The sequence below is a fragment of the Streptomyces viridochromogenes DSM 40736 genome (genome assembly GCF_000158955.1).
Classification (GTDB): Bacteria; Actinomycetota; Actinomycetes; order Streptomycetales; family Streptomycetaceae; genus Streptomyces; species Streptomyces venetus.
Map to the genome: position 1 here is coordinate 5,719,785 of NZ_GG657757.1, position 22,856 is coordinate 5,742,640.

The 22,856-nt window shown below is 71.0% G+C and carries 24 protein-coding genes; 15 read left to right on the top strand and 9 right to left on the bottom strand.

The features are described 5' to 3' along the window. Nucleotides 1–11: 11 nt before the first annotated feature. Nucleotides 12–1,685, bottom strand: coding sequence for a fumarate hydratase (locus tag SSQG_RS25300; protein ID WP_039933594.1), 1,674 nt, complete (start codon nucleotides 1,683–1,685; stop codon nucleotides 12–14). 180 nt (nucleotides 1,686–1,865) lie between these two features. Here SSQG_RS25300 and SSQG_RS25305 point away from each other — a divergent pair, with 180 nt between their 5' ends. After that, entirely contained in the window at nucleotides 1,866–2,561 is a 696-nt protein-coding gene (locus tag SSQG_RS25305; protein ID WP_003992694.1) for a DUF1707 SHOCT-like domain-containing protein, read from the top strand. A gap of 174 nt (nucleotides 2,562–2,735) precedes the next feature. Continuing rightward, nucleotides 2,736–3,113 (top strand): WhiB family transcriptional regulator, encoded by a 378-nt coding sequence (locus SSQG_RS25310; RefSeq protein WP_003992696.1) that lies wholly within the window; start codon nucleotides 2,736–2,738, stop codon nucleotides 3,111–3,113. A 100-nt stretch (nucleotides 3,114–3,213) separates the two neighbouring features. On the opposite strand, the gene glpX is transcribed toward SSQG_RS25310, so the two are convergent. Next, on the bottom strand, nucleotides 3,214–4,248 hold the full coding sequence (gene glpX / locus SSQG_RS25315; RefSeq protein WP_003992697.1) for a class II fructose-bisphosphatase: 1,035 nt from the start codon (nucleotides 4,246–4,248) through the stop codon (nucleotides 3,214–3,216). 127 nt (nucleotides 4,249–4,375) lie between these two features. On the opposite strand from glpX, the gene SSQG_RS25320 reads away from it, so the two are divergent. After that, nucleotides 4,376–4,900 carry a DUF4245 domain-containing protein gene (locus tag SSQG_RS25320; RefSeq protein ID WP_003992698.1) on the top strand — a complete coding sequence of 175 codons (525 nt, stop codon included), beginning with the start codon at nucleotides 4,376–4,378 and terminating at the stop codon, nucleotides 4,898–4,900. Between the two features lie 96 nt (nucleotides 4,901–4,996). Here SSQG_RS25320 and SSQG_RS25325 read toward each other — a convergent pair whose 3' ends face one another. From SSQG_RS25325 to xseA, 3 genes are all read right to left on the bottom strand, one after another. Beyond that, nucleotides 4,997–5,587, bottom strand: coding sequence for a malonic semialdehyde reductase (locus SSQG_RS25325; protein WP_003992699.1), 591 nt, complete (start codon nucleotides 5,585–5,587; stop codon nucleotides 4,997–4,999). A 159-nt stretch (nucleotides 5,588–5,746) separates the two neighbouring features. Beyond that, nucleotides 5,747–5,992 (bottom strand): exodeoxyribonuclease VII small subunit, encoded by a 246-nt coding sequence (locus tag SSQG_RS25330; RefSeq protein WP_003992700.1) that lies wholly within the window; start codon nucleotides 5,990–5,992, stop codon nucleotides 5,747–5,749. 9 nt (nucleotides 5,993–6,001) lie between these two features. Next, complete coding sequence (xseA, locus tag SSQG_RS25335) at nucleotides 6,002–7,210, bottom strand: exodeoxyribonuclease VII large subunit (RefSeq protein WP_003992701.1); 1,209 nt, start codon at nucleotides 7,208–7,210, stop codon at nucleotides 6,002–6,004. A gap of 200 nt (nucleotides 7,211–7,410) precedes the next feature. On the opposite strand from xseA, the gene SSQG_RS25340 reads away from it, so the two are divergent. Both SSQG_RS25340 and ppgK read left to right on the top strand, forming a co-directional pair. Next, nucleotides 7,411–8,436, top strand: a complete 1,026-nt coding sequence (locus SSQG_RS25340) for a 4-hydroxy-3-methylbut-2-enyl diphosphate reductase (RefSeq protein WP_003992702.1) — start codon at nucleotides 7,411–7,413, stop codon at nucleotides 8,434–8,436. Between the two features lie 70 nt (nucleotides 8,437–8,506). Continuing rightward, entirely contained in the window at nucleotides 8,507–9,253 is a 747-nt protein-coding gene (gene ppgK, locus SSQG_RS25345) for a polyphosphate--glucose phosphotransferase (protein WP_003992703.1), read from the top strand. A 53-nt stretch (nucleotides 9,254–9,306) separates the two neighbouring features. Here the strand turns inward: ppgK and SSQG_RS25350 are convergent, their stop codons facing one another. Next, entirely contained in the window at nucleotides 9,307–9,882 is a 576-nt protein-coding gene (locus SSQG_RS25350) for a DUF6542 domain-containing protein (RefSeq protein ID WP_003992704.1), read from the bottom strand. 169 nt (nucleotides 9,883–10,051) lie between these two features. On the opposite strand from SSQG_RS25350, the gene ychF reads away from it, so the two are divergent. After that, complete coding sequence (gene ychF, locus SSQG_RS25355) at nucleotides 10,052–11,140, top strand: redox-regulated ATPase YchF (protein WP_003992705.1); 1,089 nt, start codon at nucleotides 10,052–10,054, stop codon at nucleotides 11,138–11,140. A 42-nt stretch (nucleotides 11,141–11,182) separates the two neighbouring features. Here the strand turns inward: ychF and SSQG_RS25360 are convergent, their stop codons facing one another. Beyond that, complete coding sequence (locus tag SSQG_RS25360; RefSeq protein WP_003992706.1) at nucleotides 11,183–11,614, bottom strand: (R)-mandelonitrile lyase; 432 nt, start codon at nucleotides 11,612–11,614, stop codon at nucleotides 11,183–11,185. Nucleotides 11,615–11,710: 96 nt separating this feature from the next. Next, the gene (locus SSQG_RS25365; RefSeq protein WP_003992707.1) at nucleotides 11,711–12,031 is read right to left on the bottom strand and encodes a carboxymuconolactone decarboxylase family protein; all 321 of its coding nucleotides are present in this window, start codon (nucleotides 12,029–12,031) and stop codon (nucleotides 11,711–11,713) included. Nucleotides 12,032–12,165: 134 nt separating this feature from the next. Here SSQG_RS25365 and SSQG_RS25370 point away from each other — a divergent pair, with 134 nt between their 5' ends. Further along, entirely contained in the window at nucleotides 12,166–13,056 is an 891-nt protein-coding gene (locus SSQG_RS25370) for a helix-turn-helix transcriptional regulator (RefSeq protein ID WP_039933597.1), read from the top strand. A 7-nt stretch (nucleotides 13,057–13,063) separates the two neighbouring features. Here the strand turns inward: SSQG_RS25370 and SSQG_RS25375 are convergent, their stop codons facing one another. Next, nucleotides 13,064–13,894, bottom strand: coding sequence for an oxidoreductase (locus SSQG_RS25375; RefSeq protein WP_003992709.1), 831 nt, complete (start codon nucleotides 13,892–13,894; stop codon nucleotides 13,064–13,066). Between the two features lie 81 nt (nucleotides 13,895–13,975). Here SSQG_RS25375 and SSQG_RS25380 point away from each other — a divergent pair, with 81 nt between their 5' ends. From SSQG_RS25380 to SSQG_RS25415, 8 genes are all read left to right on the top strand, one after another. Next, nucleotides 13,976–14,881 (top strand): LysR family transcriptional regulator, encoded by a 906-nt coding sequence (locus tag SSQG_RS25380; RefSeq protein WP_003992710.1) that lies wholly within the window; start codon nucleotides 13,976–13,978, stop codon nucleotides 14,879–14,881. 253 nt (nucleotides 14,882–15,134) lie between these two features. Then, nucleotides 15,135–16,274: a DUF4190 domain-containing protein gene (locus SSQG_RS25385; RefSeq protein WP_003992711.1), complete on the top strand. Its 1,140-nt coding sequence runs from the start codon at nucleotides 15,135–15,137 to the stop codon at nucleotides 16,272–16,274. Between the two features lie 147 nt (nucleotides 16,275–16,421). Next, nucleotides 16,422–17,174 carry a GntR family transcriptional regulator gene (locus tag SSQG_RS25390; RefSeq protein WP_003992712.1) on the top strand — a complete coding sequence of 251 codons (753 nt, stop codon included), beginning with the start codon at nucleotides 16,422–16,424 and terminating at the stop codon, nucleotides 17,172–17,174. 341 nt (nucleotides 17,175–17,515) lie between these two features. After that, a complete protein-coding gene (locus SSQG_RS25395; protein ID WP_003992713.1) occupies nucleotides 17,516–17,710 on the top strand; it encodes an SPOR domain-containing protein in 195 nt (64 codons plus the stop codon). A 67-nt stretch (nucleotides 17,711–17,777) separates the two neighbouring features. Then, nucleotides 17,778–18,230: a (deoxy)nucleoside triphosphate pyrophosphohydrolase gene (locus tag SSQG_RS25400; protein WP_003992714.1), complete on the top strand. Its 453-nt coding sequence runs from the start codon at nucleotides 17,778–17,780 to the stop codon at nucleotides 18,228–18,230. A 136-nt stretch (nucleotides 18,231–18,366) separates the two neighbouring features. After that, nucleotides 18,367–18,798, top strand: coding sequence for an ATP-binding protein (locus SSQG_RS25405; RefSeq protein ID WP_039933599.1), 432 nt, complete (start codon nucleotides 18,367–18,369; stop codon nucleotides 18,796–18,798). 252 nt (nucleotides 18,799–19,050) lie between these two features. Further along, complete coding sequence (locus SSQG_RS25410; protein WP_039933600.1) at nucleotides 19,051–21,687, top strand: SpoIIE family protein phosphatase; 2,637 nt, start codon at nucleotides 19,051–19,053, stop codon at nucleotides 21,685–21,687. Between the two features lie 109 nt (nucleotides 21,688–21,796). Beyond that, entirely contained in the window at nucleotides 21,797–22,843 is a 1,047-nt protein-coding gene (locus tag SSQG_RS25415; protein ID WP_086025182.1) for a glycosyl hydrolase family 18 protein, read from the top strand. The last annotated feature ends 13 nt before the right edge of the window (nucleotides 22,844–22,856 follow it).

Genomic DNA, 22,856 nt, shown 5'->3' on the forward strand with positions numbered 1-22,856 from the left:
CACCGCCCTTCTCAGGCGAGTCCGGGACCCCGTACCGGAATGGAGGTGAAGGTCGGCGCGGGCGCCGGGTCCTGGAAGAAGTCGTTGCCCTTGTCGTCGACGACGATGAACGCCGGGAAGTCCTCGACCTCGATCTTCCAGACGGCCTCCATGCCGAGCTCCTCGTACTCGACGACCTCGACCTTCTTGATGCAGTCCTGGGCGAGCCGGGCGGCCGGGCCGCCGATGGAGCCGAGGTAGAAGCCGCCGTGCGTGCCGCATGCGTCGGTGACCTGCTTGCTGCGGTTGCCCTTGGCGAGCATGACCTTGGAGCCGCCCGCCGCCTGGAACTGCTCCACGTAGGAGTCCATGCGGCCGGCCGTGGTCGGGCCGAAGGAACCGGACGCGTAGCCCTCCGGGGTCTTCGCCGGACCCGCGTAGTACACCGGGTGGTCCTTCAGGTACTGCGGCATCTCCTCGCCCGCGTCCAGCCGCTCCTTGATCTTGGCGTGCGCGATGTCACGGGCCACGACCAGCGGACCGGTGAGGGACAGGCGGGTCTTCACCGGGTACTTGGTGAGCTCCGCGAGGATCGTCTCCATCGGCTGGTTGAGGTCGATCTTCACGACGTCGCCGCTCTCGTCGAGCTGCTCGTCCGTGGTCTCCGGCAGGAACCGCGCCGGGTCCGTCTCCAGCTGCTCAAGGAAGACGCCCTCGGCGGTGATCTTCGCGACGGCCTGGCGGTCGGCGGAGCAGGACACGGCGATGGCCACCGGGCAGGACGCGCCGTGCCGCGGGAGGCGCACCACGCGCACGTCGTGGCAGAAGTACTTGCCGCCGAACTGCGCCCCGATGCCGATCTTCTGCGTCAGCTCGAAGACCTTCTGCTCCAGGTCCTCGTCCCGGAAGCCGTGCCCGAGCTCCGACCCCTCGGCCGGGATCTCGTCCAGGTAGTGCGCGGAGGCGTACTTGGCCGTCTTCAGGGCGTACTCGGCGGACGTGCCGCCGACCACGATCGCCAGGTGGTACGGCGGGCAGGCCGCCGTACCCAGCGAGCGGATCTTCTCCTCCAGGAACTTCATCATGGAGGCCTCGTTCAGGACGGCCTTCGTCTCCTGGTACAGGAACGACTTGTTGGCCGAGCCGCCGCCCTTCGCCATGAACAGGAACTTGTAGGCGCCGCCGTCGGTCGCGTACAGCTCGATCTGCGCCGGGAGGTTGGAGCCGGTGTTCTTCTCCTCCCACATGGTGAGCGGAGCCATCTGCGAGTAGCGCAGGTTGAGGTTCTGGTACGCGTCGTAGATGCCGCGGCTGAGCGCCTCCTCGTCGCGGCCCGCCGTCAGCACGTTCTGCCCGCGCTTGCCCATCACGATCGCCGTGCCCGTGTCCTGGCACATGGGCAGCACGCCGGCGGCCGCGATGTTCGCGTTCTTCAGCAGGTCCAGCGCGACGAACTTGTCGTTGCCGGAGGCCTCGGGGTCGTCGATGATGCGGCGCAGCTGCGCGAGGTGGGCCGGGCGCAGGTAGTGCTGGATGTCGTGGACGGCCTCCTCGGCGAGCTTGCGCAGCGCCTCCGGCTCCACCTTGAGGAAGGTCCGCCCGTCCGGCCCCTCCACGGTGGAGACACCCTCGGAGGTCACCAGCCGGTACGGCGTGGTGTCCTCTCCCTGGGGGAGCAGATCGGTGTACGCGAACTCAGCAGGCATCTTCGCCCATTCCTCACTCGACAGACGGCGGCCCGCCTCCTCCGGCGAGCGCCCACCAGACTAGAACCTGCCGCTGACGGGTGAGCTCGTGAGGTAAGGCTCAGTTCGTCACACTCGGCGTCGCCCTCGGCCGCGATACAGGGGGTGTCGCGATCTATCGTGTTTCGGTACGCTGCTGCCGTGGACCTTCAGAAGTCAGATCCTCAGCAGCAGGGCGTGCCCGCCGGCTCCGAGCTCCGCGCCTCCGACGCCGAGCGCGACCGCATCGCCGACATCCTCCGCGACGCCCTCGCCGAGGGCCGTCTCACCGCGGACGAGCACGCCGAGCGGGTCGAGGGGGTGCTGAGCGCCAAGACGGTCGGCGAGCTGGAGGTCTTCATACGGGACCTGCCCGCCGCGCACCGCCACGGCCCCTCCCCGGAACCGGCCCCGTACCGCCCCACCGCGGGCGCCATTCCGATCGACCCGGACGACAACGTGGTCGCGATCTTCAGCAGCGCCGTCCGCAAGGGCCGCTGGCGCACCGGCCGCCGTATCCACGCGTACGCGGTCTTCGGCAGCGTCGAGATCGACCTCAGCGAGGCCCTCTTCGACCACCAGCAGGTCGTCATCAAGTCGTTCGCGATCTTCGGCAGCGTCGACATCCGCGTCCCGGAGAACGTCTCGCTGCGCGGCATGGGCGGCGGAGTGCTCGGCAGCTTCGAGGTGGACACCCTCGACTCGGGCGAACCGGAGGCCCCGGTCGTCTACGTCGACGGCTGGGCGGTCCTCGGCAGCGTCGAGGCGCGCCCCCGGCGGGGCAAGGTCGTCGCGGACATCCTGGACCGGGTGCACCGCAAGGTCGACAAGAGTTTGCGCAAGCATCTGAACCATTGACAGTCGCGAATTCACCTGCGGTTCGGAGCAAAACGGTCACCGGTGACACCGGCCCCCGGAGCTCTGGAACGAGGGCGAAACCAGCGGTTCGGAACTCAGTGCATAGGCGCGCGCACAGCGGGTAGGGCTTGCTGCATCGTCTCTCGCTCGCGAAGCCGTCGTCAGGAGTAGACCGTGCTGCAACCGCCGCATTCGTCCCTGCAGGTAGCTGCCGTTCCGGCCCCGCGGGTGCCAGCGCGAGACAGGGACCAGGACGCCCCGTGGCACACCGAGGCGGTGTGCCGGCGCGACGAGGCCGGCCTCTTCTTCGCCCCCTCCAAGGAACCCACGGCCGCCCGGCTCTCCCGGGAGGAGGCGGCGAAGCGGGTCTGCGCCCGCTGTCCTGTCATGGTCGAATGCCGCGAACACGCCCTGCTCCAGCCCGAGCCCTACGGCGTCTGGGGCGGCCTCACCGCCGCCGAACGCCGCGTGGTCCTGGCCCGGCGCCGCCGCCGCGACGTGGAACTGAAGAAGGCGGCGCAATCGGCGAACCCCATAGCCGCGGCAGGCTGACAGCCGAGCACCACTGCTCGGGGGCGCGGGGAACTGCGCGATCAACCACAACCGGCCCGCACACGCCGGCGATCCGCAGCCCCCGCCCCTCCAGGCGGCGCTACTTCCCCTTGTCGAAGTCGATCGCGCTGTACGCCCGCAGCTTGCTCAGCCGGTGCTCGGAGGAGATCCTCCGCACCGTCCCCGACCGCGACCGCATCACGATCGAGTCGGTCGTGGCCGTCTCGGCCCGGTACCGCACACCGCGCAGCAGCTCACCGTCGGTGATCCCGGTCGCCACGAAGAACACGTTCTCCCCGGTGACGAGGTCCTCCGTCGTCAGCACCCGGTCGAGGTCATGCCCCGCGTCGACCGCCCGCTGCCGCTCCTCGTCGTCCTTGGGCCACAGCTTGCCCTGGATCGTTCCGCCCAGGCACTTCACGGCGCAGGCCGAGATGATGCCCTCCGGCGTACCGCCGATGCCGAGCAGCAGATCGACACCCGTGCCCTCGCGCAGCGCCAGGATCGAGCCGGCCACATCGCCGTCGGAGATCAGCTTGATGCGCGCACCCGTGTCCCGGATCTCCTTGATGATGCCCTCGTGCCGCGGCCGGTCCAGGATCACCACCGTCACGTCCTCGGGCGCGGAGCGCTTGGCCTTGGCGACCCGGCGGATGTTCACCGCCACCGGGGCGTTGATGTCGACGAAGTCGGCCGCCTCGGGGCCGGTGACGAGCTTGTCCATGTAGAAGACCGCCGACGGGTCGAACATGGAGCCGCGCTCGGCGGCGGCCAGCACCGCGATCGCGTTCGTCATGCCCTTCGCGGTCAGCGTGGTGCCGTCGATCGGGTCCACGGCGATGTCGCACTCGGGCCCCGTCCCGTCGCCGACGTGCTCCCCGTTGAACAGCATCGGGGCTTCGTCCTTCTCGCCCTCGCCGATGACGACGACGCCGTTCATCGAGACGGTGGAGACGAGGGTCCGCATGGCACGCACCGCGGCTCCGTCGGCGCCGTTCTTGTCACCGCGCCCCACCCAGCGGCCCGCGGCCATAGCCGCCGCCTCGGTCACCCGGACCAGTTCCAGGGCGAGGTTGCGGTCGGGGGCCTCGGAGGGCACATCCAGTTCGGACGGCAAGTGATGATGCTCGGTCATCGGAGCGCACCTTTCTGTACGACGACGGCCGGATGAGGGTTCTGTTGCCTGACTCTATCTCCGAGACGGCAAAATGAGCAGGGGCCCCCACGGATGAGCAAACCGGAGACCTGCGACGATAGAGGGCGTGGCAGGCACGAACGGCAAGCAGAAGACGGCACGGGACATGATCCTCTCCATGGGGGTCATCGTCCTCGTCGCGGGCGTCATATACCTCTTCATCCCGCACGACGACAGCCCGCAGGAGACCAAGCGCGTCGACTACCGGGTCGAACTGCTCACGGCACGTCGCGCCGCCTCGTACCCCGTGGCCGCGCCGGACGGCCTGCCCGGCGCATGGAAGGCCACCTCCGTCCGCTACCAGGGTGACGAGTTCGAGGCCTGGCACCTCGGCTTCCACGATCCCGAAGGGGAGTACGTGGCGGTCGAGCAGTCCACTCAGCGGCGCCCCGTCTTCGTCGACGAGCGGACGCAGGGGGCGAAGGAGACCGGGCGGACCGAGAAGATCGACGGCCGGACATGGACCCGCTACGAGGGCGGCCGGTACGACGCGCTGGTCCTCGAAGGCACCAAGGGCTCGACGACGGTCGTGACCGGCACGGCGTCGTTCGCGCAGCTGACGAAGATGGCGGACGCGCTCAAGACGGAGTGACACCCCCCTCGCACACGCCCCCGCACACGGCGAAGGCCCCCGGCGCGCTGCCGGGGGCCTTTCCTGTACGCGGCTCTCAGGCCGGCTGGACGGCTCTCAGACCGTCTTGACGACCTGGTCGAACTCCAGGCGCGGGGAGCGGGGGTACCACGCGTCCGGGCCCGGGCGGCCGATGTTGACGACCATCAGCGGGGTGTGGTCGTCGTCCAGGAACTCCTTGCGGACGCCCTCGAAGTCGAAGCCGGTCATCGGGCCGGCGGCGAGACCGGCGGCGCGGACGCCGACGATGAAGTACGCGGCCTGGAGGGCGGCGTTCAGCGCGGCGGCGTTCTCACGGACCGGGCGCTCGGAGAAGAAGATGTCCTTGATCTGCGGGGCGGCCGGGAACAGGTGCGGCAGCTCCTCGTGGAACTCGTTGTCCGCGGAGAGGATCGCCACCAGCGGGGCGCTCGCCGTCTTGGGCCGGTTGCCCTCGGCCATGTGCGCGACCAGGCGCTCGCGGGCCTCGGGGGAGCGGACCAGGGTGATGCGCAGCGGGGTCTGGTTGAAGGCGGTCGGACCGTACTTGACCAGGTCGTAGATCGCCTGCACCTGCTCGTCGGTCACCGGCTCGTCGGTGAAGGTGTTGGCGCTACGGGCCTCGCGGAACAGCAGGTCCTGGGCGGCGGGGTCAAGAACGAGGGACATGGATGCACTTTCTCGCGACGGTCGATCCGGAAGACCGGCTGACGTCTCCGACCGTACGCGAGTGAAGTTCAACGTTCAACTAACCTGAGGGTGTCGTGCGTCACGTGTCGTATGTCACCCGCGGTGGACCGCTGTCACCCCGCAGCGCACAGCCTGTGGCTACTCGCCGTCCGCTTCTTCCGAGGCCTCCTCGGCCAGCGCCGCGTCCAGCCGCGCCCGGGCCCCGTCCAGCCAGCGCCGGCACACCTTGGCCAGCTCCTCGCCCCGCTCCCAGAGCGCGAGGGACTCCTCCAGCGTCGTACCGCCCGCCTCCAGGCGCCGGACGACCTCGATCAGCTCGTCCCGCGCCTGCTCGTACCCGAGCGCCTCGCTCATGTCCGGCGTCTCATCAACCTCGCTGGTCATCCACCCACCCTATGTGTCCACTCGTACGGAGAACTCACCCTCGGAGACCCGCGCGCGAAGGGCCTCGCCGGCCTCCACCTCGCCCGGGTCGCGGACGGCGTGCCCGTCCGCCTTCTGGAGCACGGCGTACCCGCGCTTCAGGGTCGCGGCGGGGGAGAGGGCCACCACGCGCGCGTGCGTGTGCGTCAGCTCCGAGTCGGCCCGGTCCAGCTGGTGCCGCAGACAGCGCCGGCCCCGGTCGAGCAGGTCCGCCACATGGTCGGCACGCTCGTCGATCATCCGGTGCGGATCCTCTATCGACGGCCGGGCCAGGGCGTGGGCAAGCCCGCGTTCCTCCCGCTCGACCAGCGCGGCCACGCACCGCCGCGCCCGGTCCCGCAGCAGCCGCACCCGCTCGTACTCCTCACCGACGTCCGGTACGACCTTCTTGGCCGCGTCGGTCGGGGTGGAGGCGCGCAGGTCGGCGACATGGTCGAGGAGCGGGTTGTCGGGCTCGTGCCCGATCGCGGAGACCACCGGCGTACGGCACTGCGCGACCGTCCGGATCAGCTGCTCGTCGGAGAACGGCAGCAGGTCCTCCACGCTGCCGCCGCCCCGCGCGACGATGATCACGTCCACGTCCTCGATCGCGTCGAGCTCCTTCACGGCCTGCACGACCTGCGGCACGGCGTGCACGCCCTGCACCGCGACGTTGCGCACCTCGAAGCGCACCGCGGGCCAGCGGTGCCGGGCGTTCTCCAGGACGTCCCGCTCGGCGGCCGAGGCCCGCCCGCACACCAGCCCCACGAGCTGCGGCAGGAAGGGCAGCGGCTTCTTGCGCTCCGGCGCGAACAGGCCCTCCCGCGCGAGGGCCTTCTTCAGCTGCTCCAGCCGCGCGAGCAGTTCCCCGACCCCGACGGGCCGTATCTCGGTGGCCCGCAGCGACAGCTGCCCCCGCGGGGCGTACCACTCCGGCTTCGCGAGGACGACGACCCGGGCACCCTCGCTCACCACGTCCGCCACCGCGTCGAACACCTGCCGGTAGCAGGTGACGCTGACGGAGATGTCGTACGACGGGTCCCGCAGCGTCAGGAACACCACACCCGCGCCCGGCCGCCGCGACAACTGTGTGATCTGCCCCTCGACCCACACCGCCCCGAGCCGGTCGATCCACCCCCCGATCAGCCGCGACACCTCACCGACGGGCAGCGGGGACTCCGCAGACGTGTTCACAGCCATGCCCGCGAGCGTAGTGGGCACCGCTGACAACACCGCTCACCGCTCACCGCCCGCGCACGCATCCGTCATCCGGCGTCCGTCATCCGGCGCCCGTCATTCGGCATCCGTCATCCGGCATCCGTCATTGGGCTCGCGTCCCGTCAGTCTTCCCGGGAGGGTCACACGGATGCGATCTTCGACCCGCCGAACGCGGCCTTACGATGGGACGCATGTCTGCTTCGCCTGGCCGCCGTGTCCTGCTCGCCGCCCCCCGTGGCTACTGCGCGGGTGTGGACCGCGCCGTGATCGCCGTCGAGAAAGCGCTGGAGCAGTACGGGGCTCCGGTCTACGTCCGGCACGAGATCGTCCACAACAAGTACGTCGTGCAGACCCTGGAGAAGAAGGGCGCGATCTTCGTCGAGCAGACGGAGGAAGTGCCCCCGGGGAACATCGTCATGTTCTCCGCGCACGGCGTGGCCCCCGTCGTCCACGAGGAGGCCGAGCGCGGCAAGCTCGCCACCATCGACGCCACCTGCCCCCTGGTCACCAAGGTCCACAAGGAAGCCGTCCGCTTCGCGGACGAGGACTACGACATCCTCCTGATCGGCCACGAGGGCCACGAGGAGGTCATCGGCACCTCCGGTGAGGCCCCCGACCACATCCAGCTCGTCGACGGGCCGGGTGACGTGGCGAAGGTCGAGGTGCGCGACCCGTCCAAGGTCGTCTGGCTCTCCCAGACCACGCTGTCCGTCGACGAGACCATGGAGACCGTCGACGCCCTCAAGGACAAGTTCCCGCAGCTCATCTCCCCGCCCAGCGACGACATCTGCTACGCCACGCAGAACCGCCAGCTGGCCGTGAAGCAGATGGGCGCCGAGTCGGACCTCGTGATCGTGGTCGGCTCCCGCAACTCCTCCAACTCCAAGCGGCTCGTGGAGGTCGCCAAGATCGCCGGAGCCCGCGCGGCCTACCTCGTGGACTACGCCGACGAGATCGACGAGGCCTGGCTGGAGGGCGTCTCCACGGTCGGTGTCACCTCGGGCGCCTCCGTGCCGGAGGTCCTGGTCGAGCAGGTCCTGGAGTTCCTCGCCCAGCGCGGCTTCGAGGACGTCGAGATCGTCAAGGCGGCCGAGGAGTCCATCACGTTCTCGCTGCCCAAGGAGCTGCGCCGCGACCTGCGCGAGGAGGCGGCGTCGCTGGTCGCCGAGCGCGGCGGGGCCGGGGCCGGTGAAAATTCCGCGAAGTGATCGCGGACGGGCCGGGCAGCCACCGCTGTTCGGCCCGTGACAGTCAAGTCGTACGTCGTAACGTAGGGCCATGCAGATCTTCGGTGTGGACATCGGCGGTTCCGGGATCAAGGGCGCCCCGGTGGACCTGGACAAGGGCGACCTGGCGCAGGAGCGCCACAAGGTCCTGACCCCGCACCCGGCCACGCCCGGCGGGGTGGCCGACGGCGTCAAGCAGGTCGTCGACCACTTCGGCTGGACGGGACCGGTCGGGGTCACGTTCCCGGGCGTGGTCACCGACGGGGCCACGATCCGCACGGCGGCGAACGTCGACAAGAGCTGGATCGACACCGACGCGCGTGCGCTGCTCGGCGAGCGGCTGGGCGGACTGCCGGTGACGGTGGTGAACGACGCGGACGCGGCGGGCGTCGCCGAGATGCACTTCGGCGCCGGCCGCGGCCGCACGGGCACGGTGATCCTGCTGACCCTCGGCACCGGCATCGGCAGCGCCGTCTTCGCCGACGGTGTCCTCGTCCCCAACACCGAGCTGGGCCACCTGGAGCTCGACGGGCACGACGCGGAGAAGCGGGCCTCCAGCAAGGCCAGGGAGGACCACGACCTGTCGTGGGAACACTGGGCGGCGCACCGCCTGCGCAAGTACCTCGCCCATGTCGAGATGCTGTTCTCGCCCGAGCTGTTCATCATCGGCGGCGGCGTCAGCCGCAAGTCCCACAAGTTCCTGCCCCACATCGAGGGCATCCAGGCGGAGATCGTCCCGGCGCAGCTGCAGAACAACGCGGGCATCGTGGGGGCGGCGATGCGGGCCGCGGGCCACTAGGTGTACTGACCCGCAGGGTTGTCACACGGCTGATCGGTGGCCGGCCCCGGACGTCACACCGGCGGGCGGGCCCCGGCCGCCCGCCGCAGCCGCACCAGCCGGATCCGCCGGGCGATCACGATCAGCCCGGCGATCAGGGTCCCCCCGTACAACCACACGGCCTGCGTGGCCAGCGCCGTCACGAGCCCCATCAGCCTGCCGGCGACACCCCCGTCGCTGTCCGCCACCGGCAGCAGCCCCACGACGAACGCGATCGGCACGACGACGGGCGCGGTCATCAGGTCCCCCCGGCGCACCCACATGGCCGTCAGCACGCACACCGGCAGGAACAGCACGCCGTAGGCCGTGAGCGACGCCCCGAACAGCAGGGCGCAGACCCCGCCGAGCAGGAACATCACCACCGCGCAGAACAGTCCGCTGCCCAGCCCGGTCAGCCGGGGGTTCGGCATGCTGCCCGCGGCGGGAGCCGACTCGGGGACCGGCCGCCGCACAGCCCCCGTACGGCGCTGCTGCTTCGGCCGCCGGACCGCTCCATCGGCCGCACCCCGTCCCATCTGGGGCGGCAGGGACGACCCCGGCCGGTCACGTCGCGGTCCGTACTGGGCAGGTCGCGTCCTGTATCGCTCCACCGCACCAACTTAGGTCGTTCAATATGCCGAATGGCCCCTCAGACACGCCGAGCGTCGAGGCTTGGCCAAGCGTTCGATACGCCGCCCGGGACGGTTCCGGGCACGCCGTAGACTGGTGGATCGGCCGGTCCCCTGGCCCCCTGGCCCTCCACTCACGGGAAGTCGCAACGTGTCGCTCACGATCGGAATCGTCGGTCTGCCGAATGTCGGCAAGTCGACCCTGTTCAACGCCCTGACCAAGAACGACGTGCTGGCGGCCAACTACCCGTTCGCCACCATCGAGCCGAACGTCGGCGTGGTCGGCGTCCCCGACCCCCGCCTCACCAAACTGGCCGAGATCTTCTCCTCCCAGCGCGTCCTCCCGGCGACCGTCGACTTCGTCGACATCGCGGGCATCGTGCGCGGTGCGTCCGAGGGCGAGGGCCTGGGCAACAAGTTCCTCGCGAACATCCGCGAGTCCGACGCGATCTGCCAGGTCATCCGTGCCTTCAAGGACGAGAACGTCGTGCACGTCGACGGCAAGGTCTCGCCCAAGGACGACATCGAGACGATCAACACGGAGCTGATCCTCGCGGACCTCCAGACGATCGAGAAGGTCCTGCCCCGGCTCCAGAAGGAGTCGCGCATCAAGAAGGACCTCGCGCCGAAGGTCAAGGCGGTCGAGGAGGCCAAGGAGATGCTGGAGAAGGGCGACACGCTCTTCGCGCACGGCATCGTCCAGGGCACCGAGCGCAACGAGCTCCTGCACGACCTGCACCTGCTGACCACCAAGCCGTTCCTCTACGTCTTCAACGTCGACGAGGACGAGCTGACCGACGAGGACTTCAAGAACGAGCAGCGTGCCCTGGTGGCCCCCGCCGAGGCGATCTTCCTCAACGCCAAGCTGGAGGCGGACCTCGCCGAGCTCGACGAGGACGAGGCCCTCGAACTCCTTCAGTCCGTCGGCCAGGACGAGCCCGGCCTCGCCACCCTCGCCCACGTCGGCTTCCGCACCCTCGGCCTGCAGACCTACCTCACGGCCGGCCCCAAGGAATCCCGCGCCTGGACCATCAAGAAGGGCGCCACGGCCCCCGAGGCCGCCGGCGTCATCCACACCGACTTCCAGAAGGGCTTCATCAAGGCGGAGGTCATCTCCTTCGGCGACCTGGTGGAGACGGGCTCGGTCGCGGAGGCCCGCGCGAAGGGCAAGGCGCGTATGGAGGGCAAGGACTACGTGATGCAGGACGGGGACGTCGTGGAGTTCAGGTTCAACGTCTGAACCTCTCGGGAGCGACACCGCGGCGGACAGCTCCGGCGATGTTCACGACGGGTCGGCGAGCCCGTCGGTGACCGTCGCGAGGGCCGCGGTGTACTGCTCGTCGGTGACCGGCTCCAGCCAGGTCGTGCCGTCGCCGGTGCCGTCACCGACGACCATGGCGATGTGGGCCATGAGGTTGGTGCCGACGGCGCCGTGCCAGTGCTCCTCGCCCGCCGGGCACGTGACGGTCTCACCGGCGCTGACGCGGACGACGCTGCCGTCGCGGGTGCCCACCAGGCCGACGCCGTCGGTGATGTGCAGGGTCTGGCCGAGGGCGTGGGAGTGCCAGTTGGTGCGGGCGCCGGGGGTGAAGCGCACCAGGGCGGCGGCCAGGCGGGCCGGCTCGGCGGGGGTCGCGATCATGTTGAGGTAGACGTCGCCGGTGAAGCGCTCGGCCGGGGCCTTGAGGGTGGGGGTGCTGGTGACGTGGTCCACGAGTTCTTCCCTGTCGTGCGGAGTGCGGAGTGCGGAGTGCGGCGTGCGGAGTGCGGAGCGCAAGCGCGGAGGGCCGGGGTGTGCCGTGACGTCGGGTCAGACGCCTCGCTCGTCGGCGATGCGCTTGAGCCGGGTGATCGCGGTCATGGCATTGGGCCAGCCCGCGTAGAAGGCCAGATGCGTGATCGCCTCGGAGAGCTCCTCGACGCTCAGGCCGTTGTCGAGGGCCACCCCGAGGTGGTAGTCCAGCTGCTCGGCCCGGTACAGCGCGGCCAGCACGCTCACGGTCACCAGACTGCGGTCGCGCGGGGACAGCCCGGGGCGCTCCCAGACGTCACCGAACAGGACCTCGTCGGTGACCTCCACGAGCTTGGGCGCGATCCCGGCCAGCTCCTGGGGCGCGGACTGCTTCGGCATGGTGGCTGCTCCTCGGTCGGGTCCTGGGCTGACGGTTCGAGGAAACCTCGGCCGGAAGTGGTGGGGAAGGGACTGCCGTTACAGGTACTGACAGAACCCCCCACACGTGGACCGTCCGGCCTAGCCTGGAGCGTGTGAGCACCGAGAGCGACGTCCGTGAGTTCCTGGTCTCCCGTCGTGCCAGGATCACCCCGCAGCAGGCGGGGCTGCCCGCCTACGGCGGCAACCGGCGTGTGCCGGGCCTGCGCCGCGAAGAGGTCGCCCTGCTCGCCGGCGTCAGCATCGACTACTACGTCCGCCTCGAACGGGGTCGTCTCGCCGGCGTCTCGGAGGAGGTCCTCGACGCCGTCGCGAACGCCCTTCAGCTGGACGAGGCCGAACGAGCCCACCTGTTCGACCTGGCGCGCGCCGCCGCCAAGCGCCCCGCCCGCCGCGCCGGACGCTCCCGCGGCCCGCTGCCGGACAGCGTCCTGCGCGTCCTGCGGTCGATGACCGACTGCCCGGCCTTCATCCGCAACGGCCGCCTGGACATCCTCGCCACCAACGACCTCGGCCGCGCCCTGTACTCCCCGCTGTTCCCCGACGCCGGCACCGAGACGGCCAACATCGCCCGGTTCCAGTTCCTCGACCCGCGCGGCCGCGACTTCTTCCCCGACTGGGAGGAGTCCCTGAACACCACCGTGTCCCTGCTGCGCACCGAGGCCGGGCGGGCCCCTCACGACACCGGTCTGACCGGTCTGATCGGCGAACTCGTCACCCGCAGCGAGGAGTTCCGCACCGCCTGGGCCAAGCACAACGTGCGCCTGCACCGCACCGGCCGCAAGTCCTTCCACCACCCCGCCGTCGGTGTCCTCACCCTCGACTTCGACGCCATGGACCTGTCCGCCCTGCCCGGCCTCACCCTCACCGCCTACAGCGCGGCCCCCGGCACACCCGACCACGACGCCCTCCGGCTCCTCGCCGCCTGGGCCGCCACCGAGGAGCCGGAGAGCCGGATCACCGCCCCGGAACCGGGCCCCTCCTGAGGGACCGTCAGTCGTCGAACGCGGTGTCCCGGCTCCGCTTCTCCCAGGCCAGAACCTCCTCGCGCACCTGGTCGAGATGGCCGAGGACCGCGCTCACCCCGTCGTCGCCGAGGGGCAGACGCAGCGGCGTGGGGTCGGCGTCCAGTGCGGCCAGGACGAGCGCGGCGGCCTTGGCGGGGTCGCCGGGCTGGGTGCCGTCGCCACGGGCCACGACGCCGCGGGTCTCGCCGACCTTGCCGTACAGGCCGCTGTCCGCACTCACCCCGGCCCGCCCGGTCTCGAACAGGCCCGTGCGGAAGGCACCCGGCTCGACGATCAGCACCTTGACGCCGAACTCCGCGACCTCGTCCGCGAGCCCCTCGGACATGCCCTCCAGGGCGAACTTCGTCGCGCTGTACGCCGAGAAGCCGGCGAAGGACAGCTGCCCGCCCATGCTGCTCATCTGCACGATCGCGCCCGAGCGGCGCTCCCGCATGTGCGGCAGCACGGCCCTGGTGAGGGCGGCCGGGCCGAAGACGTGCACGTCGAACAGGGCCCGCAGCTCCTCCTCGGTGGTCTCCTCGAATGCCCCGACGTGGGTCCGGCCCGCGTTGTTGACCAGGACGTCGATCCGCCCGTGCCGCGCGAGGACGTCCCGTACGGCGGCCTCGGCCGCGCCCGTGTCGGCGACGTCGAGGCGCAGCGCCTCCACCCGGTCGGGGTGGGTCGCGACCAGGTCGTCCAGCGCCTCGGGACGCCGGGCGGCACCGACCACCACATCACCCGCGGCGAGGGCCGCCTCGGCGATCGCCCGCCCGAAACCGCTGCTCGCGCCCGTGATCAGCCACACCTTGTTCATGACAGCTCCCCGTCTCGTGTCGTCATGCCTTCACCCTCTCGCCGGGTCCGGTGGCCCGTCCAAGACCTGTGGTGATAACCAGTGGTTATGGATGTCCATCTGCGGGAGCTGCGCTACTTCGTGATGGTGGCCGAGGAGCTGCACTTCACCCGCGCGGCCGAGCGCCTGTACGTGTCCCAGCCCGCCCTGAGCAAGCAGGTCCGTGCGCTGGAGCGGCAGTTGGGGGTCGAGCTGTTCCGGCGCGACCGGCACGGTGTGGCCCTCACCGAAGCCGGTACGGCGCTGTTGCCGCACGCCCGGCGGGTGCTGGCGGACTGGGCTCAGGGCGCGGCCGCGGTGGAGTCGGCCCGGGCGGCGCAGCGCAGCACGCTGGTGGTGGGCATGAGCACCAGCCCGGTCCGCGGTGGTCTGCTGCCCGCGATCCGCTCCCGCTTCACGGCCGCGCGCCCCGAGGCGGTCATCCGGCTCCGGCAGGTGAACTGGGAGGATCCGACCGCCGGCCTCGCCGACGGCGGCGCCGATGTCGCGTTCGTCTGGCTGCCCCTGCCCGGCCAGGACCGCTACGACTGGACGGTCATCGCCGAGGAACCGGTCCTGGTCGCCCTCCCGGACACGCACCCCCTCGCCGGCCGCGCCGAGGTCGACTTCGCGGACCTGCTCGACGAGCCGTTCCTCGCGCTGCCCGAGAGCACGGGCCCGCTCCGCGACTACTGGCTCGCCCTGGACGCCCGCGGCGGCCGCCCGCCCCGCATCGGTGCCGAGATCGCGAGCACGGAGGAGACGTACGAGGCCCTGACCGCCGGACTCGGCGTCTGCCTCGTGGCCGCGGGCAACGTCCCCCTGCTCTCCCTGGGCGGCGTCACCGCCCGCCCGGTGCGCGGCGTCACCCCCAGCCGCTACGTCCTGGCCTGGCGCCGGGAGGACGGGCGACGGCCACTGGTACGGGCGTACGCGGAGGCCTGCCGGAGGGTGACGGGACGGGCCTAGCGGCCGTCACGGCTTCAGGTGCCCTTCGAGCGGCCTCATTTCAGGACCCCCAGCGGCAACACCGGCGCTGCCGCGGCACGCTGCGCCGCTTACGATGCGCCCAGCCGTACGTCCGATCCCCCGCGCCGGCCGTACGTCCGATCCCCCGCGCCAGCCGCACGTCCGATCCCCCGCCCCAGTTGTACGTCCGAGCCCCCGTGCCGGCTGTACGTCCGATCCCCCGCTCACCGCCTCGACCAGGAGCCCCGCACCCGTGTCCATACCCCCGCCCCCCGGGAGCCGGCAGCCCCAGGACCCGTACGGCCCGCCCCCTGCCAACTGGCCGCAGGCATACGGTCCGTACGGCCCCGCAGGGCGTCCGTACGGCGCCCCGGTCTCCGTCAACGCGCTCGCCGTCGCCGCGCTCGCGCTGGGTGTGCTCTGCTTCCTTCCGGCCGCCGGGCTCGTGCTGGGGCTGATCGCGTTGTGGCAGATCCGGCGGAGCGGGCAGAGCGGCCGGGGCATGGCGATCGCGGGGGCCGTGCTGTCGTCCGTCGGGATCGTGCTGTGGGCCGTGACGCTGTCCACCGGCGTCGCGTCCGACGCCTGGGAGGAGTTCAAGGACGGCGCGCGGGGCAATGAGAGCCTTTCGCTCCGCAAGGGCGACTGCTTCAACGCGCCCGGCGGGCTGGAGGGCGACACGTACGACGTCGACCGGGTCTCCTGCGCGGGCGGACACGACGGCGAGGTGTTCGCGGTCGTCACGCTGCCGGGCGGCGCCTTCCCCGGGGACGCGAAGGTCACCGACATCGCCGACGAGAAGTGCTACGCGCTCCAGGACCAGTACGCCATGGACACCTGGGCGATGCCGGGCGACGTCGACGTCTACTACCTCATGCCGTCCCGGGACAGTTGGCGCTACGGCGACCGCGCGATCACCTGCGTCTTCGGCAACACCGACGGGAAGGCGGGGCTGACCGGCTCGCTGCGCGGTGACCCCACGACGCTCGACACCGACCAGGTCGTCTTCCTGTCGGTGTCCAACGCCGTCGACGCCGCGCTGTACGAGGAGCCCGAGGACAGCCCCGAGGACGACCTGGCCGGCCACCGGGCCTGGGCCACGCTGGTGCGCGACGTGCTCGGCGAGCAGATCGAGGCACTGCGCGGGCACTCCTGGCCGTCGGACGCCGAGAAACCCGTCGCCGACCTGGTCCGGGACCTGGAGGACGCCCGCGAGGAGTGGGCGCGGGCGCGCACGGCCACCGACGCGGACACCTACTCCACCCACCGCGGCAAGGCGTACGCGTACGTCGACGGCCCGGCCACCGTCACCGCGCGCAAGGCCCTCGGGCTGGCCGCCGCCCCACCGTCGTGGGAGGGGCGCACGGGCGGAGACTCCGAAGCGCAAGTGTGACGGCGGCCATAGCGGGGAGAAAGTGCCTGCGTAAAGCCCTCAGGGTCCCCATGTCATCACATCGAGTGATTCTCTGGCCTTTGCTTGCACCGCACAACCTACGGTTGCCACGCTGTTGCTGTCTGTACAACCTGATGGGAGCGGCCAGTGACATTCGGTGAGCAGCCGGCGTACCTGCGTGTCGCGGGTGATCTCCGCCAGAAGATCGTCGACGGTCAGCTGCCTCCGCACACCCGCCTCCCGTCGCAGGCGAGAATCCGCCAGGAGTACGGGGTCTCGGACACCGTCGCCCTGGAGGCCCGCAAGGTGCTCATGGCGGAGGGGCTCGTCGAGGGCCGCTCCGGCTCGGGGACGTATGTGCGCGAGCGGCCCGTGCCCCGGCGCATCTCCCGCTCCGGATACCGCCCGACCGGTGGGGCCACCCCGTTCCGCCAGGAGCAGGCCGACGGTGAGGGGCGCGGCACCTGGGAGTCCAGCAGCGAGCAGGCCGAGGCGAGTGTCGCGGTCGCCGAGCGGCTGGGCATCGAGCCGGGCGAGCGGGTGATGTGCACGAAGTACCTCTTCCGCGAGGGCGGTGAGGTGATGATGCTCTCCACGTCCTGGGAGCCCCTCGCCCTCACGGGCCGCACGCCCGTGATGCTGCCGGAGGAGGGCCCGCTCGGCGGCATGGGTGTCGTCGAGCGCATGCGAGCGATCGACGTGATCGTGGACAACGTCGCCGAGGAGGTCGGTGCCCGGCCCGGTCTCGCCGAGGAACTGCTCGTCCTGGGGGGCGTTCCCGGCCATGTGGTCCTGGTCGTCTCGCGCACGTTCTACGCCTCCGGCCGCCCGGTCGAGACGGCCGACGTGGTCATTCCGGCCGATCGGTACCGGGTCGCCTACCACCTTCCGGTCAAGTAGCGAACGCTCACATCAGTCCCGGAGCGCGCTCCCCGTGCGCCCCGCTCACGCGATCGCCGTGACGGCCGTCACGGTCCGGGGCTGTCCATGGTCCGTAGCCGGACGTCGTTTGCGCAGGTCGGCAATGGCGTCCGAGGTATGCCTCCGGGCGGGTGCGTCGGGGTACATGGACGGCGCGTTCTTTGCTGTGCGCCCCCTGCGTTCTGGCTGGTTGCGTACCTCTTTGTGTAAAGCCGTATTCGCTGCGTGAAGGTTAGGCGTAGGGTCGGGCATATGCGCATTGCGGTTTCCTTAGCGGGTGGGGCGCGGCACAGGCCGCGGGTGGGAAGTGGAGGGGCGCGATGAACGACAGCACGATCACTCTTCCCTGGCTCGTGATACGAGAGGACGACAACGGCAACCGCTACCGGGTCGGCCGGTACGCGACCCGGGCCGAGGCCCAGAAGATCGCGGACAGCCTCGACGGTCGCGGCCACAAACAGCTGTACTGGGTCGAGCGACTCGGGCCGAACGGGGCGGCGACGGCGCACGACTGACCTCCCGTGGGGGTGCGGCCTTCGGCCGGCCCGCGATGCCCGCGGGGTGGTCCCGTAGGCTCCCCGCATGAGTGAGCGGATCGTCGTCGTGGGTGCCGCGCTGGTCGACGACGGGCGGCTGCTGGCCGCCCGGCGCAGTGCGCCCGTCGAGCTGGCCGGGCGCTGGGAGTTGCCCGGCGGCAAGGTCGAGCCGGGGGAGACCGCCGACGCCGCGCTCGTGCGCGAACTGCGTGAGGAACTCGGGGTCGACGCCGAGGCCGGCGAGCGCGTTCCGGGGGAGTGGCCCCTCAGGCCGCCCTACGTCCTGCATGTGTGGACCGCGCGGCTGCTGCCCGGTTCGGCCGCCCCCAAGCTCCTCCAGGACCACGACGAACTGCGCTGGCTCCGCCCGGGCGAGATCTGGGACGTGGACTGGCTCGACCAGGACGTGCCCGCCGTGCGCCAGGCTCTCGCGCATCTGGGACACCTCGGGCCCGGCGCGGGGGAGGCGCCCGGCGCGGGAGAATCGCCCGGCGCCTGAGGCGGGCCGGGGGCGTGCGCAGTCGGACGACTGTTGTACGGGCGCCGTGTACGCCTTTCGTGCCACAGCGCGCTGCCCCGCGCGATACTCCGCCCCGGATATCGGGTATGTGCCCATTAACCCCATGAAACCGGACATGGGTGGGCCCGAAGTCTGGGAAGTGATCGGCGTGATCGACCCCGATGGTGACCGCGCCGAGTGGACCTTCACGGCCGAGCCGGGCGCCGTGCGGACCGCCCGTCAGGCCGTGCGCGGCCAACTCCGCAGCTGGAGCCTCGACAGCCTCACCGACCTCGCGGCCCTGCTGGTCAGCGAGTTGGTGACCAACGCCCTACGGCATGCCACGGGCCCCATCGGTGTCCGCCTGGTCCGCCCCTCCGAACTGAACGGTGTCCTCCTCGTCGAGGTCTCCGACCCGCTCCCGGACCCGCCCCGCGAGCGCATCCCCCGACCCGAGGACGAGAGCGGCCGCGGACTGCAACTGGTGGCATCCTCCTCCCGCCGCTGGGGCACCCGGCCGGGCACCGCGGGCAAGACCGTGTGGTTCGAACTCGCGGTACCGGAGTGAAAAAACGGTGTACGTACCTCCCACCGCTGTAGAGCGACTGCTTCAAGCCAGTGGCGGTTGCGGGCCGACGGGATTCGACGAGGTGTCCCCTGGTTAGAAGACTGGGAGTGTTCTCACGGTCCGGACCGAAAACCATCGGGACCGTGCTGTGATCGTGAACACCGTGTTGTGCGGCACCGTAGTGCTGGATACTGCGGGCAGCCGCCCCCGGTGACCGGTGCCGGACGCGGTGAGCTGGAGGGGACGGTTCGCGTGAGCGAGATACCAGCGAAGTCCACGGAGTCCGAGGACCCGTCGGAGGGAGCGAGGACGAGGGTTGTGGACGGCCTGGCCTCCACCGTGGGAGGTGCGCTCGCGGCCGACGGGGTCCAGACCGGGGACGCCGTGTGGCAGAGCAGTCCCCCGGGGTCCATCTACGACTACATCAAGGTCGCGTCCTTCTCCATCGGTCCGGACGGGCTCGTCGACCAGTGGAGCCTGCGCGCCGAGCACCTCTTCGGCATCCCCGCCGAACGCGCCGTCGGCATGGACCCCATCGAGGCCTTCATCGACCCGCGCCTGCGCGAGCGGGGCATGCGCAAGATGGCCGAGATCCTCGACGGCCGCGAGTGGACCGGCGTGGTGCCCTTCCGGATGCCGAAGGACGCCGAGGGCGAGTGCGGCCACGAGGGACTGGCCGAGGTGTACGTCATGCCGACGCGCACCGAGGACGGCGAGAAGGCCGCCGTCTGCATCGTCGTCGACGTCCGCACGCTGCGCAGCATCGAGACCGACCTCGCCGCCTCGCAGGCCATTTTCAGTCAATCCCCGTTCGGGTTCCTGCTGATCGACCCCGACCTGCGGGTCCGCCGCGTCAACCAGCGGTTCGCGTCGATCTTCGGCGGTGACGTCGACGACCACCGCGGCAAGGGCGTCCACGACTACCTCCAGCGCGGCGAGGCCGACCGGGTCGCCGCCACGCTGCGGCGGGTGCTGGAGACCGGCAGTTCCATCACCGACATGCACGTCACCGGCTTCGTGCCGGGTTCCGACGAGCGCCGCCACTGGTCCGTCAACCTCTATCGCGTGCACAGCGGTTCGGGCCGTCCCATCGGGATCGCCTGGCTCGGGATCGACATCACCGCCCGCCGCGCCGCCGCCCGCGAGGCCGCCGCCGCCCGGCGCAATCTGGCCCTGCTGAACGAGGCCGGTGCCCGCATCGGCAACTCCCTCGATCTGGAGACCACGGCCCGGCAGCTCCTCGACGTCGTCGTGCCCGGCTTCTGCGATCTGGCCACCGTCGACCTCTACCAGGGGCTGCTGGCCGGCGACGAGACCCCGCCCGGGCTCGCCGACGGCAGCGCCGAACTGCGCCGGGTGGCCTTCGCCAGTGCCGTCTCCGACGCGCCCTTCGCCGGTGCCGGTGTGCCCGTCTCGGTCGGCGCAGTCCACCACTACCCGTTCAACTCGCCCTGCGCGGACGCCCTGCGCACGGCCCGGCCGCAGACCGTCCCCGGCGAGGACGGCGGACTCGTGCAGTCCACCCTCGCCGTACCGATGGTCGCCCACGACACCGTCGTCGGGCTCGTGCAGTTCGCCCGTACGAAGGGCAGTGAGCCGTTCGGCGACCGCGACCGCGACCTCGCCGTCGAACTGGCGGCGCGCGCGGCCGTCTGTATCGACAACGCCCGCCTCTATCGGCGCGAGCACGAACGCGCGTTGATACTGCAACGGTCCCTGCTCCCGCCCGGCGACCCGGAGGCCTCCGGGCTCGACATCGCCTGCCGCTACCTGCCCGGCAACGCCAACACCGGCCGGCCCAGCGAGGTCGGCGGCGACTGGTTCGACGTCATCGAACTCCCCGGACACCGCACCGCCCTCGTCGTCGGCGACGTCATGGGGCGTGGCCTGCGCGCGGCGGTCGCCATGGGCGAACTCCGCACGGCGGTCCGCACCCTGGCGCAGCTCGACCTCGAACCGGCCGAGGTGCTCTCCCAACTGGACGAGATCGCCCGTGGCCTCGGCGCCCCCGGAGGCGTCCAGCAGGCCACCAGGGCGGCCCGCCGCCCCCGGGAGGCGGACCTCTCCGAGGTCTACCTGGCCACCTGCGTCTACGCCGTCTACGACTCGGTCACCCGGCGCTGCACCTTCGCCAACGCCGGCCACCTGCCGCCCGTCCTGGTCGAACCGGGCGAACAGGCGCTGATGCTGGACGTGCCGCCGGGCATGCCGCTCGGCGTCGGCGGCGAGCCCTTCGAGGAGGTCGAGGTCGAACTGCCCGAAGGCGCCCTGCTCGCGCTCTACACCGACGGACTGGTCGAGAGCCGCGACCACCCGCTCGACGAGGGGCTCCAGGCCTTCGTCAGCGCCCTGTCCGACCCCGCCCAGCCCCTGGAGGACGTCTGTGACCACGTCCTCAACACCCTCGACACGCATCACGGCGAGGACGACATCGCGTTGCTGATGGCACGTGTACAGGGCCTGCCCACCGAGTCCGTCGGCGACTGGACCCTGCCGCGCGAGCCGCGCAGTGTGGGCCGGGCCCGCGAGTACGCACGCGCCCAACTGCTCAGCTGGGACATGGAACCCCTGGTCGACACCACGGAGCTCCTGGTCAGCGAGCTGGTCACCAACGCCCTGCGCTACGGCGAGGGCGAGATCCGCCTCCGTCTCCTGCTCGACCGCACGCTGGTCTGCGAGGTCTGGGACTCCGGCCTGGTCCAGCCCCGCCGCCGCCGCGCCCGCGACACGGACGAGGGCGGCCGCGGCCTCCAACTGGTCGGCCTCCTCAGCGCGGCCTGGGGCTCCCGTCGCACACCCCGCGGCAAGACGGTCTGGTTCGAACTCCCACTACCGGGCGGCGAAACGAGCCTGACGGACCCGGCGGAGGCGCTGCTGAGCCTGTTCTGACCGCGGTCGGCGGCCGCGTACGACCGCCAGGAGCCCAGCCGATCGCAACCGAACGTTCGTGCTGATCGTCATCCCCGGCAACACCGATCGCACCACCGGGGGAGACGGCATGGACGGCACGGCGGACACGGAGGACACGCCCCCCAAGAGGGGCCGCAGGCGCTGGGTCAGACGTACGGCGATCGCCCTGCCGCTGGTTCTGCTGCTCCCGCTCCTGGCCGCCCTGACGGCTCTCCGCGTCAACTACGCGGGCGATCCGGCGGACGGCACGCACACCAGGAACCGCGACGCCCTCTGGCTCGGCCACGCCTGGGTGGACGGCCGGAAGAAGGACGCCGACGTCACCGCCCTGGCCAGCCGCCTGCGAGGCACCGGTATCCGCGACCTGTACGTCCACTCGGGCCCGCTGGAGCACGACGGCACACTGCCCGAGTCGGTCTATCCGAAAGCCCGCTGGTTCATCGGCGCCGTGCACGAGAAACTCCCCGGCGTCCGCGTCCAGGCCTTCCTCGGTGATGTCCTGGCCACCGAGGGCCCCGACGGCATGCGCCTGGAGAACCCGGACACCCGCGCCGCGGTCGTCGCCTCCGCCCGCCAGGTCCTGGACACCGGCTACGAGGGCATCCACCTCGACCTGGAGCCCATGCCGTCCGGCGACCGCGACTACCTCACCCTCCTCGACTCCCTGCGCCGCGAGACCCGCTCCCGCGACGCACAACTCTCCGTCGCCGCCCACCAGATCGACCCGCTCCCAGCCCTCCATACCGTGTTCGGCTTCTTCACCGACCACCCCAAGTGGTGGTCGCAGGAGTTCTTCGGCCAGGTCGCCCGCCGCGTCGACCAGATCGCCGTGATGTCGTACGACACCGCCCAACCGCTGGAGAGCACCTATGGCGGCTACGTAGCCCAGCAGACCTCCCTCGCGCTTGAGGTCACCCCGCCCTCCACCGACCTGCTGATGGGCCTGCCCTTCTACTGGGAGAGCAACTTCGACCACTGGGGCCACGCCGAGACCGTCCCCGCCGCCGTGCGAGGCGTCCGGCTCGGCCTGTCCCGTACGGACGCCGACCGGGCCAACTTCGGCGTCGCGCTGTACATCGATTTCGCCGCGACGGAGGCAGACTGGCGCTCCTACAAGGAGGACTGGGTGCGGTGACCGGTACGCCCAA